Here is an 11,664-nt window from a genome sequence, read left to right on the forward strand (position 1 = left end):
ATCGGCCAACTTATAGTGCGCTCTATGGTTACATTTTGGGCAACAACTGGGCCGGTCGGTTGCTCGGTTTTCTGCCTCTTGTTGATCGCCTTTTCGTGGCAGAATATCACAGCCCATCCCGTATGTTAACAGCATGTTACACACATGTATCGGTCCGAACACGGTATACGATCCCAAAATTCCCGGTCTGGCCCATCAGATCCCGGGAGGATATGCCGAGGAAACGTTGATCGATTCGAAGGCTGTTCTGAAACGGATCGAGAAATACTGAACGAGTTCTGGGACCAGTAAAACAGACTAGATCAGCCTCGACCATTTCAAGTGGTTGATCAGGGGCCTGCTCAATCTTGGCAAGGCTCAAACCCTCAGCGAAGCCGGGTGGCGCAGGTGAGGATGTCACACTTCTGGATAGGTTTGCAGGACTTGGTTATCAAAGCCATGCTTTCAATCCTCGCGTAGGGTGAACCCTGGGGCGGTCCGTCGCGGATTGGTGTTGGCTTAGAGCTACGATAGTGACGCCCAAACGGCGGGAGGAATGCCCAAGCTGCGGGGCGGGCGATTGAGGGCGGGCTGGCGTAACCCCAACCGAACCATCCGCCGCCCCTTGACCCCCCAGCTCCCACCGGGTACCATTCCTTCTATGAAACCCAGCCGCTACGTCATCAACCATCCAGCGGGACCCGACTGGGACAACACCGCCGGGCGGGCCTTCACCGAACCCGGCGTGCGGGATTTCCACCGCAGCCTGCCGGGCTACGCCCCCACGCCGCTGGTCGCGGCCCCGGAGCTGGCCGCCGAGCTGGGGCTGGGCGCCGTCTACATCAAGGACGAGGCCCGGCGCTTCGACGTGGCGGCCTTCAAGGTCCTCGGCGCCTCCTGGGCCATCCAGCGCCATCTGGCGCAGCGTCCCGAAACCGAGACTTTCTGCACGGCCACCGACGGCAACCACGGCATGGCCGTGGCCTGGGCGGCGGCACACTTCCAGCGCCGGGCCGTGGTCTACATGCCCCGGGGCACGGCCGACGCCCGCTCCCGGCGCATCGCCCAGCGCGGAGCCGCCGTCCACGTTCTGGACGCCGACTACGACGCCGTCGTCGCCCACGCCGCGAACCGCGCCGAGCACGAGGGTTGGACGCTGATCCAGGACACGGCCCGGCCGGGCTACGAGGAGGTCCCGGCGCGCATCCAGGCCGGCTACCTGACCCTGTTCGAGGAGCTGACGGAGCAGGGGCTGCACGGGTCCGACGACCCCGGCGTCGAGCTGGTCCTGCTGCCCGTCGGCGTGGGCAGCTTCGCCGCCGCCGCCGTCCACTTCTACCACACCCGCTATGGAAAACGACGGCCCCGCCTGCTGGGTGTCGAGCCGCTGAGGGCCGCCTGTCTGCTGGAATCCCTGCGCGTCGGCAGCCCCCGCAGCGTCTCCACGCCGGGAACCCTGATGGCCGGGCTCAACTGCGGTACCCTCTCCAGCATCGCCTGGCCGCCGTTGCGCGACGGCCTCGACGGCACCCTGGCCCTCGACGACGGCTGGATCCCCCGCGCCGTGCGCCGCTGCGCCGCCCTCCGGGAGCCGGTCGTCAGCGGCGAGACCGGGGCGAGCGGCCTGGCCGCGCTGCTGGCGCTCGGTGAGGATTGCGCCCCAGCGCCGCTGCGCCAACACCTCGGCCTCGCTGAAACCAGCCGGGCGCTGCTGATCAACACCGAGGGCGCCACCGACCCGGCAGCCCACCAACGGCTCCTCGCCGGCCTTGGAACCGCCCAAGACGGCTGACGGCGGACGATACGCTGTAAACGAGGCGCCGGCGCGGTTATTGCCCGCGGTCTCCCCGGGCGGGAGACCGCGGGCCGCAATAACCGTGACGGCGCCGGGAAAAGGTATCTTGCTGCAACCCGGCGGGCCGGCGGCCGACTGCCCGGAGTATGCTATCATGGCCCGAATTCAAGCGTGCACGACAATCACTCAACGACGAACTTCACCAGACACATGGCCGACACCACGGATAAGCGACGGGGCTGGCTGAGCTGGCCGGTGGCCTTCTGGGCCCTCTACGACCTGGCCAACACCATCTTCTCGATGGCTGTCATCACCCTGTTTCTACCCCAGTGGATCACCGACGACCTGGGGCTGACCGACCTGACCTACGCCGTGCCCCTGGCGGTCAGCATGCTGCTGGTCGGCCTGACCACGCCCTACCTGGGGGCCCGGGCCGACGAGCGCGGCGATCACCTGCGGCCCCTGCGGGTGTTGACCCTGGTCAGCGTCGGCGCCACGGCGGCGATGGGGCTGACGGCCATGAGCGGCGGGCCGCTGTGGTTGCGGGCCGGCGGCACCCTGTTGCTCTTCGTCGCCGCCAACTACGGCTTCCAGGCCGCCCAGGTCTTTTACAACTCCCTGCTGCCCTCACTGGCTGAGCCGAAGAAGCGGGGCAAGGTCTCCGGCCTCGGGGTCGCCCTGGGCTACTTGGGCTCGATCATCGCCTTCGTGGTCATCTTCCCCGTCACCCAGGGCAGTGTCGTCGCCGGCTATGCGGGCCGGGCGGCCAGCTTCATCCCCACGGCCCTGTTGTTCGGCGTGCTAGCCATCCCCTGCCTGATCGGCGTGCGCGAGAAACGACGGCGCAAACCGCCCCCCGGGGAGGGCGTCTTCCGGCGTTACCTCAAGGTGCTGCGCGAGACAGGGGACTACCCCGGCTTGCGGCGTTACCTGCTGGCGGCCTTTCTGTTCCTCGAGGCCGTCCACACCATCATCAGCTTCATGGCCGTCTACATGCAGAAGGTTCTGGGGATGCCCGACGAGGTCAAGGTGCCCATCTTCCTCGTCGGCACCCTGGCCAGCATCGCCGGAGGTTTCACTTGGGGCTGGCTGTCCGACCGCCTGGGGCCGCGGCGGACCCTGACTATCATCCTGACGGCCTGGCTGGGACCGGTGCTCCTCGGCGTCTTCAGCCACACCCCCTGGGTGTTCTACGTCGTCGCCGGGTTGGTGGGCTTCCTGCTGGCCGGGATCTGGACGACGACGCGGCCGATGCTGTTGACCCTGATCCCGGCGGCGAAGGCCGGCGAGTTCTTCGGCCTGCTGGCCCTGGCCGGTAAGGCCGCCGCCGTGGTCGGCCCCCTGCTCTGGGGCGTGGTGGCCGATGTCTTCCGTGAAATCGAGCCCTGGAACTACCGCTTGGCCCTGCTGACGATGGGCCTGATGCTGGGGGCCGGGCTGTTGCTGTTCCTGGGGGTCAGGCAGCAGCGACCGGAGGCCTAGCGCGAACGGCGGGGATGGTATCCCCGCCCTGTGGGGCGCGACGGGTGAGGGGCGGCGCATTTCTTGCGCAACGCACCCGCCGAGGGTGCGTTGCTATTGCAAGAAATGTGACGGCCCGGCGACCGGCGGTGCGTCAGGCGGTCTTCCACGACAGCAACGGGCCGACCCAGCGGTCGGCCCGTTGAAAGACGCGGCGTCGGTCCGGTCAGCCGTTGCGGATGGCCAGAAAGAAACCGATGCCGAACAGTACCGGAGCGGCGAACCAGGTGATGTAGAGAAGAATGGGTACGTTAACGCCGATGATCTGCAACAGCAGGCTGGCGCCGATGAGCACGGTGCCGATGGCGATGAAGGCGATCGAGCCCTGACCGGACTTGAACCAGGCGATGATGCCCAGCAAACCGGCGAGCAGGATCAGGCCCATCACGACCCACATCATGTTGAAAGTCACGCCTAAGGTAACGGTATCTGCGGGCATTTCTACCTCCGTTTTGAGGATGGTACGCTGGAGAGGATTGATGTTTCCAGGATCGTTTGAAGTATAGCAGGCCCGGGATTATCGCACAAGCGGAGCGTATCGACGGCGGCGGCGCCCTTGACTCCGGCGGCGCCGTGGGCTACCTTCGCCGACGGATGACAGCCAATCCCCGTCAAGCAACCCACCGGAGGAAGCGATGTTGAGTGTTTTCCTGCCCGCCATCCTGACCGGCCTGATCGCCGTCGCCGCCGTTTTCGCCTACACCCGCAACAGGAACCGGGGCTTCCTGTTGCTGATGATCGGCTTCGTGCTGTTGTTCGTCGGCAAGCTGCTGCAGGCCTTCTACACCCGTGAGCTGATGTTCTCCGGCGTCCAGCCGGGGGACGCCGCAGCGATGAAAGCCCTGGGCGAGTCGCTGAGCCTGCTGCACACCATCTCCTACGGCGGCACCTGGCTGGCCTATCTGGCCCTGCTGGTCGGTCTGCTGCTGCTGCGCGGTAACAAGCAGGAAGGCTGAAGCCGACAAGTCATTTGAGCCCGGGCCGGCACGGTTCTTGCGTACCGAGTTCACCCGTGGGGTGAACTCGGGCAACAACCGTGCCGGCCCTTGTGTGTGTTCGCTCGTCGGCGGCGTTTAGGCGAGGTGGTTGAGCGTCGGTTGTGGAGACCCGTCGGTTAGGCTTCCCGGCCGGTCCAGCGGCCGTCGGGGACGGGTTCGGCGCCGGCGGGCAGGCTGTCGCGGTCGTCGAGGTGGTAGACCCAGGCCTCGACTGCGGAGCCGTCGTCCAGTTCTATGAGGACGCGGCTGCGGTTGTAGAGTCCGCCGGGGACGTGGTTTGAGCAGCCTTCGAACCAGTCGAGGAGCTGCAGGTCGCGCCGGGGTTCGGCGAGGCGGAGGAGCTCGCCGCGGATCGGGTTTGCGCCGGCGGTTTCGAGGTCGAGGACGGGGAAGTCGCGGGGCGCGGGGAGATGGTAGAGCAGGCCGTGGGCGAGGCGGGCGGTGCGACGGTGTTGGACCTGGACGACGTCGCTGTTGCGCTCACCGCTTTTGAGCGTGCCGTAGACGAAGACGTCCGCGATCGTCGTCGGTCTGGTTTCGTCTCCGGGGGTCATCGCCCCCCGCCGGCGCAGGCGCAGGCGCAGCCGGCGCAGGCGCAGGCACAGGCGCAGCCGCCCGAGGAGCCGCCGGAGAAGCCGCCGCTCGACGAGGTGCTGACCGGGATCGGGTTGGTGACGTCGGTGACCGAGGAGGTGAAGGAGCCGACGTCGCCCATGATCGAGCCGGCGAATTCCTCGGCGCCGCCGGCGATGTCGTTGGCGAAGTCGGCGCCGGGCAGGTCGGGCAGGCGGCCGGGATCGGCGGGGCCGCCGCCGGTCGGTCCACCGCCGAGGCCGGAGCCGCCGACGCCGCCGTAGCTCGGATTGTAGCGGTACCACCAGTAGGGCGGATGAAGGATGACGATGTCGTCGAAGGTGCGCCGGGTGCGGTCGCCGAAGTCCTCGTCGAGCATCACCCACTGCAGCTCGCGGTCCCAGGTTTCGACCTTGAGGTCGTCGGCGCCGGCCTGTTCCACCTGGCGCCAGGCCTTGGCGATGATGCTGCGGTAGTACTCCCGGGTCTCCTTGCGGCTGAAGCCCTGGAGCTTCTTGTTGACGGTGTTGATCAGCCCGACGAACAGCTTTTTGACCTGATCGCGGTCGAGCCTGCCGGCGTCGTCGACGGCGGCGATGAGCTTCAGCTCATACTTGCGCAGCTTGGGCTTGACGGCGGCGGCGCCGACGGACTCGGCGGCCGGCAGCACCTTGAGCCGCAGCGGATCGCGCTCGACGACCTCGAGGCGGCCCTTTTTGAGCAGGCCGAAGAGGATCATGTTCAGCACCCGGTCCAGGGGCGTCTCGAGCAGCACGGCGGCCTCGACGGCGGTCAGGCCGCGCTTGATGCCCACACCCTCGACGGAGGCCGTCGGCGGCAGGTACGCCAGACGCCGCCGCTTGCGCCGAATGTAGGACAGCACCGTCGACAGGACGAAGAAACCGATCGGTATCCAGCACCAGCCGATGGAGTGGAAGGCCCAGACGATGAAGCCCCAGGCGCCGCGGAAGAACTCCTCGAGGGCGCTGGGCTCGTAGACGGCGTCCTCGGCCAGGTACCCGCGCGGGAAGCTGACGCCGACGGTCTCGCCCTGGTAGCCGGCGTAGGCGTCGGGATCGTGCCAGATGAAGACGATCTGCCGGCTGTCGCCCTCGCCGACGAAGTCGTATCGGTCGTACTCGCGCTGGTGATAGATCGTCTCCTCCTCGGTGACGCCGGGGGGGAAGATGATCTTTTGCGTCAGATCCATGGTGCCCGAGACGAAATCCGAGCTGAACCACGTCGGCGCGAACTCCACCGAGGCGTGGTCCTCCCGTTCATCGTCGGGGTAGATGAAGTGGTAGAGCTTGACCTGGAAGACCAGGGTGGCGAACTGGCCCTCGTCGATCACCGGATCGAGGTGGACCTCGATGCCCGGATCGACGTACTCGCTGTCGTAAATCTTCTCGAGGGGGATCAGGGTCTGCTCGGTTTGGCAGCGGTTGGTGTAGTCCGACATCTCGTCGGGTGACCACTTGCGGGCGAGGGTCTCGCTGACCGGCGGCGTCAGCCAGGCGGCGGCGTAGTCCAGGTCGTAGGTATCCTGGGGCATGCCGATGTCGACGATGTCCACGGGCTGGACCCAACTGTTGCAGAAGAAGCTGATGGCGTAGTAGATGTCGCAGGAGCCGTCATGGTTGACGGCCACGGTGGCCTCCATCCGCGGGACCTCGAAGTCGTACTGGGCCGCGACGGCGCCGCAGAGGAGGATCGTCAGCAGGGCGAGGACCTTGCGCATCGGCGGGCTGCTCCCGATTGTACGTTTCGGCTTTATTGTAGCCCAGGCGGCCGGCGATGGGAAGGGGGCGGCGGGTTTTTACCCAACCGTAGGGGCCGACCTTATAGTCGGCCCGTTTGCTACGCGGACAGGGTCCCCCCCCCACGGCTCGCGGCGGCCCGTCCAGGAGAGCTGAACGCCGCCGCCGCGTCTGCCGCCGAAAAAAACGCCGGAGCCGCTGGGCGGGGGGATGATCCCCCCACGGCTCGCGGCGGCCCGTCCAGGAGAGCTGAACGCCGCCGCCGCGTCTGCCGCCGAAAAAAAGCTGGAGCCGCTGGGCGGGGGGATGAGCCCCCCACGGTTCGCGGCGGCTCGTCCAGGAGAGCTGAACGCCGCCGCCGCGTCTGCCGCCGAAAAAACGCTGGAGCCGGTGGGCGGACTCGAACCGCCGACTTGCTCATTACGAGTGAGCTACTCTGCCAACTGAGTTACACCGGCCGACCGGCGGCCAATATAGCACCGACCGGACCCGAGGGTCAAGAGCCGCGCTTGCCGAAGGCCGTCGACGACGGCTATACTCGCCCCGGGAAACCCTAACCAAGCACAACCCAATGCACAGCGAAAGCGAGGTGCCCAGGTGAAAAGGATCTGCCTGCTGCTAGTGCTGCTGCCGACGCTGATCACCGCCGCCCGGTGGCTGGAGGACTTCGACGCCCTCTACCAGGCCCTGACCAGCGGCGGCGCGGTCCGCGTCGTCGTCGATTACGCCGACTGCGAGATGCTCATCGACAACGAGCCCGTCGGCACCGGACCCGTCGCCGTCGGCGGGATGCCCGTCGGGGCCTTCGAGTACTTCGGCCGCGAGGTGGTGGGCAACGATCGGGCCTACATCAGCTTCGGCCACAGCCAGCTCATCGCCCATCGCGATTACGTCCTCAACTACGTCCGTTTCCGCGTCTACGAGGACGGCGAGGTCGAGATCACTGCCCGTTACCTGGACCCGCGGACCCACGAAGAGCTGATGGACGAGGCCTTCTTCACCACCGTCGACGGCGCGGCGGCCTTCTACGTAAGCGATTAACCCTCGGCCCCCGGCCGGGTCAGCCCGGCGTGGTGCATCAAAAAGGCCTGGGGATCGGCGAGCTGGGCGATCTGCACGGAGAGCGTCGTGCCACCGAGGTGTCCCGAGGCCCGCAGGGGCTGCAGCAGGAAGGGACCGCCCTCCGGATCTGCGGCCTGGAGCCGGGCGACCATCTTGCGGGCGTGGAGCGGGGCCACCCGGGCGTCGTTGTCGCCCCCCGTGATCAGCACCGGCGGATAAGCCGCGCCGTCCTCGACGTTGTGGTAGGGCGAATAGACGACCAGGTACTCGAACTGTTCGGGATGCGCCGCGCTGCCGTACTCGGCGGCCCAGATGTTGGCCAGACCGAACAGGTGGTAGCGCAGCATATCCAGCAGCGGCACGCCGCAGAAGACGGCGCCGAACAGCTCCGGCCGCTGGGTCAACGCCGCCCCGACCAGCAAGCCCCCGTTGGAACGCCCGGAGATCGCCAGCCGCTCCGGCCGGGTGTAGTTCTCGTCGACCAACCATTGGGCCGCGGCGAGGAAGTCGTCGAAGACGTTCTGCTTGTTCTCTTTCATCCCGGCCTCGTGCCAGGATCTGCCGTACTCGCCGCCGCCGCGCAGGTTGGCCGATACATAAACCCCGCCGGCCTCCAGCCAGGCCGCCGCGGCGACGTTCCAGCGCGGGTGGCGGCTGAGATTGAAGCCGCCGTAACCCGTCAGCAGCGCCGCCCGCTCCCCGTCCGGCTCCAGCTCCCGGGGCCGGCCCATGAACAGCGGCACCCGGGTGCCGTCGCGGCTGGTGAACCAGTGCTGCTCCAGGACGTAGTCCCCGGACGCGAAGTCGATCTGCGGCTCGTTGTAGAGGGTCGTTTCGTCGGCGCTGAAATCGTAATAGTAGCGCCGCGGCGGGCTGACCAAAGACTCGAAGCCCAGCCGGACCTCGTCACCCGCCCAGCTCCCGCCGACGGTCAGCATCCCCAGGCCCGGCGTCTCGACCTCGCGCAGCTCCTCGCCCCCCGCCGAGAAGACCACCAGCCGGTGGTGGGCGTCGTGCTCGTAGAGGGCGTAGAGCCGGCCGCCGATGCCGTGGACCTCGGCCAGCTTGTCCGCGGGATGTTCGCCGATCACCTCCTCCAGCTCCGTGGGTTCCTCGACGGGCGCCCGCAACAGGCGGTAGCGCTCGGCGTCCTCGTCGGTCAACACGTAGAGGAAACCGTCCCGGACGTGGGCCTCGTAGAGGGCCTCCAACCCGGTGATCACCGGCCGCAGCTCCGTCCTGCCCGCCCGGCCCAGGTAGACCTCGCTGCGCTCGCCCATGTTGCGTCGGTGACCGACGAGCCACTCCCCCGATTCGTCGACCTCGACGAAATGGAAGTATTCCTTGACCTCGTCGTGGGCGAAGACCAGCACGTCCTCGTCGGCCGGGGCGTCCAGCTTGTGCAGGTAGACCCGGTGCCAATAATGCTCCTCGCCCTCCGGAACCTCGCCGGCTGCGGGATTGCAGGAGTAGTAGAACCCCGAGCCGTCGGCCAGCCAACTCACGCCGTAGTGCCGCCTGCCGCGCAGGTCCTGCTCGCGGTCCACCCCCGTTGCGACGTCGATGACGCGCACCGACGGGTTCTCGTCGCCCGCCCGCGCCACGCCGTAGGCCGCCAGCCCGCCGTCGAAGCTCGGCACGTGGTAGTCCAGGGTCGCCTCGTCGTCCCACTCGTTGGGGTTGAGCAGCGTCACGGGCTCGGAGTCCAGGTCCGCCCGGGTCAGCAGGCGGTACTTCTCCTCCCGACCCTCCCTGGCGTAGTAGAAGACCCGCTCACCGCGCTTGACCGGGATGGGAAAGCCGACGTCGTCGTAGCGCAGCAAACCCTCCAGGCGCTCGAGCAGCCACTCCCGCTGGGGCAGGCCGTCGAGGTGCGCCCGGGTCAGGCTCTCCTGGGCCGCGGCCCAGCGCTTGACTATCGGATCCTCGTCGGCCTCCAGCCAGCGGTAGTCGTCGACGACGGTCTCGCCGTGCAGGGTCTCCTCGACGGGCTTCTTGGGGGTTTCGGGATAATCGAGGGGCATGTTCATCTCCAATCGCCGGGACGGATGATCGCTTTTCATCAAACCCAGTTTAAAACGCCGGAGAACGTGGAGCAAGTCCGGGCCGGTCCGTTGAAAACCCGGTTTCTTGTCTCACGGTACCGCTTGACAGCCAACCCCCGGAACTGGCACGGTTTTTGCACTTCAACGACCGTTACCACCAATGATAACGGTGCGTTTCCGCAAAAACCGTGCCAGTTCCGGGGGTTCTTGTTTCTAGTTGCGGCGGGAGTGGCGGTCGGGTTTTCAACGGACCGCATCGCCGCGGTCGATATATGCCGAAGGCCGGGGTAGCCCCGGCCTTGGGTGCCAGCGATTGCCGGTCTACGACGCGTTGCGCTTGCCGACCAGGCGCGACAGGTGGCCCTCGACGAGGAAGCTGATCGGGTGTTCGAGGTAGTGGATGGGCTCCATGTAGCAGCTCATGTAGCACAGGTGGCCGCAGTGGTGCATGGGGGCGTCGCGGTAGGCCCGCTGCAAGACGGCCCACAGGCTGGGCTCCTCGAGCAGGTTGCCCGCCGACCAGTGGACCTTGGTGCAGGGGTAGTAGACCTCGCCCAGGGGGCCGACCTTGGGCGTCACCGTGGCGTAGCAGCGGTAGGGCAGGAAGTCGCGCACCCGCTCGAGGTACAGGGTGGTGTTGAGAACGGGATAGCCGGCCTGCTTGCGCTCGATCAGGGTATCGATCAGGGCTTCGTACTCGGGATTGCCGACGAGATCCGGGTTGGGGTGGAAGCCGTCGACGCGGGGCACGGCGTTGAAGCTGACGCCGATCTCGGCGGCGAAGTCCAGCAGCGGCAGGATGTGGTCCAGCATGCCGGGCAGGATGACGGCGTTGATGTTGATCTGGAAATCCTTCTTATCCTGTTCCTGGGCGTACTCGCGCAGCAGGCCCATCACCCGGTCGCAGGCGCCCTTGACGCCGACGACCTTGTCCCAGGTGCCGGGGTCCGTCGAGTCCAGGCTGACGATCATCTGGTCGATGTAGTCCAACAGGACCTCGTGCTTGGGCATCAGTAGCAGGTTGGTGTTGAGTACCAGGGGGGCGAAGCCGAGGTCGTAGGCGTGGGCCATGATCCGGTCGATGTCCTTGAGGATCAGCGGCTCGCCGCCGGAGATGTCCAGGGCGGGGCAGCCCGGGCGGATCTTCTCCAGCACCCGCAGCATCTGCGCCGTGTCGAGCTCCCGATGGTCCATCTGGGGGTAGCCGCAGTACTCACAGCGCATGTTGCAGCGGTTGGTGATGTTGTAGCTGACCAGCACGGGCCGGATGGCGTGACCGTGGGGCTTGTCCTTGTCGAAGCGCACCTTGAGCAGGTTGCGGGCCAAGTTGGCCAGCCACTCGCCGCGGATACGCTTGAGGTTGAAAGCCATACTCGTCCCTCGCGGGGTGTGCGGTTAATCCGTTTCGTCTGTCACAGCCGGCATCTCGGTCAGGCTCAGCGCCCCGGTGGGGCAGACGCCGACACAGGCGCCGCAACCCGTGCAGCGTTCCTGGTCGATGGTCAGGTGCAGCTCGACCAGCTCGAGGGCCAGCGTCGGGCAGACACCGACGCAGCCGCCGCAGTAGGCGCAGCGCTCGCGATCGAGGAGCAGGGACATCCGCCGTCCCTTTCCGAGGTGGTCAGGCCGGTTTAGCGCTGGGACAGCCTAGCATTTTGCCGGTCGGCTAGTCAACTGCTCGTTGCCGTCGACCGCCCGCTTGTATGTCAATTAAACCAGTATAGCCGACACAGCGCGTCTTGGCAAGCGGCGGGGACGCCAGTCCCCGCCCTACAGGGCCGTCGATTTGCGGGGGGCGGGGTTTCAATCCCACGCCGCCGGGCCGTCACGGTTTTTGCATACCGCAGACCTCCCTTCGGCGGGAGGTCTTCGGGCAAAAACACCCGCCGGCCCTATGTTATCGGCGGTTGGGTGCGGATCGGTGTTGTCGTACG

9 protein-coding genes, 1 tRNA gene and 1 pseudogene are annotated in these 11,664 nt (G+C 66.9%); 4 read left to right on the forward strand and 7 right to left on the reverse strand.

Going from position 1 to position 11,664, the window contains the following annotated elements; translation table 11 throughout:
• Window positions 1–535: 535 nt before the first annotated feature.
• Both GF399_02610 and GF399_02615 read left to right on the forward strand, forming a co-directional pair.
• On the forward strand, window positions 536–1,771 hold the full coding sequence (locus tag GF399_02610; protein ID MBD3399206.1) for a diaminopropionate ammonia-lyase: 1,236 nt from the start codon (window positions 536–538) through the stop codon (window positions 1,769–1,771).
• Between the two features lie 213 nt (window positions 1,772–1,984).
• On the forward strand, window positions 1,985–3,256 hold the full coding sequence (locus GF399_02615; protein ID MBD3399207.1) for an MFS transporter: 1,272 nt from the start codon (window positions 1,985–1,987) through the stop codon (window positions 3,254–3,256).
• Window positions 3,257–3,461: 205 nt separating this feature from the next.
• Here the strand turns inward: GF399_02615 and GF399_02620 are convergent, their stop codons facing one another.
• Entirely contained in the window at window positions 3,462–3,734 is a 273-nt protein-coding gene (locus GF399_02620; protein MBD3399208.1) for a hypothetical protein, read from the reverse strand.
• A gap of 196 nt (window positions 3,735–3,930) precedes the next feature.
• Here GF399_02620 and GF399_02625 point away from each other — a divergent pair, with 196 nt between their 5' ends.
• Window positions 3,931–4,251 carry a hypothetical protein gene (locus GF399_02625; protein ID MBD3399209.1) on the forward strand — a complete coding sequence of 107 codons (321 nt, stop codon included), beginning with the start codon at window positions 3,931–3,933 and terminating at the stop codon, window positions 4,249–4,251.
• A 158-nt stretch (window positions 4,252–4,409) separates the two neighbouring features.
• On the opposite strand, the gene GF399_02630 is transcribed toward GF399_02625, so the two are convergent.
• The 3 genes and pseudogenes from GF399_02630 to GF399_02640 all read right to left on the reverse strand — a co-directional run bounded on the left by GF399_02630 (window position 4,410) and on the right by GF399_02640 (window position 7,081).
• Window positions 4,410–4,847 carry a hypothetical protein gene (locus GF399_02630; protein MBD3399210.1) on the reverse strand — a complete coding sequence of 146 codons (438 nt, stop codon included), beginning with the start codon at window positions 4,845–4,847 and terminating at the stop codon, window positions 4,410–4,412.
• Window positions 4,844–4,924 (reverse strand): annotated as a pseudogene (locus GF399_02635) (streptolysin S family bacteriocin). The gene GF399_02630 and the pseudogene GF399_02635 overlap by 4 nt, the downstream one beginning before the upstream one ends.
• Window positions 4,925–7,005: 2,081 nt before the next feature.
• Window positions 7,006–7,081: transfer RNA gene (locus tag GF399_02640), tRNA-Thr, on the reverse strand.
• 76 nt (window positions 7,082–7,157) lie between these two features.
• Between GF399_02640 and GF399_02645 the strand changes: the two genes are divergently transcribed.
• On the forward strand, window positions 7,158–7,664 hold the full coding sequence (locus GF399_02645; GenBank protein ID MBD3399211.1) for a hypothetical protein: 507 nt from the start codon (window positions 7,158–7,160) through the stop codon (window positions 7,662–7,664).
• On the opposite strand, the gene GF399_02650 is transcribed toward GF399_02645, so the two are convergent.
• The 3 genes from GF399_02650 to GF399_02660 form a co-directional block, all read right to left on the reverse strand.
• Window positions 7,661–9,748: a prolyl oligopeptidase family serine peptidase gene (locus GF399_02650; GenBank protein MBD3399212.1), complete on the reverse strand. Its 2,088-nt coding sequence runs from the start codon at window positions 9,746–9,748 to the stop codon at window positions 7,661–7,663. The two genes, GF399_02645 and GF399_02650, sit on opposite strands and share 4 nt — an antisense overlap.
• A 303-nt stretch (window positions 9,749–10,051) precedes the next feature.
• Window positions 10,052–11,101, reverse strand: a complete 1,050-nt coding sequence (locus GF399_02655) for a radical SAM protein (GenBank protein ID MBD3399213.1) — start codon at window positions 11,099–11,101, stop codon at window positions 10,052–10,054.
• A gap of 24 nt (window positions 11,102–11,125) precedes the next feature.
• Complete coding sequence (locus tag GF399_02660) at window positions 11,126–11,329, reverse strand: 4Fe-4S dicluster domain-containing protein (protein MBD3399214.1); 204 nt, start codon at window positions 11,327–11,329, stop codon at window positions 11,126–11,128.
• Window positions 11,330–11,664 lie beyond the last annotated feature (335 nt).

The sequence above is a fragment of the Candidatus Coatesbacteria bacterium genome (assembly GCA_014728225.1).
Lineage (GTDB): Bacteria > RBG-13-66-14 > RBG-13-66-14 > RBG-13-66-14 > RBG-13-66-14 > WJLX01.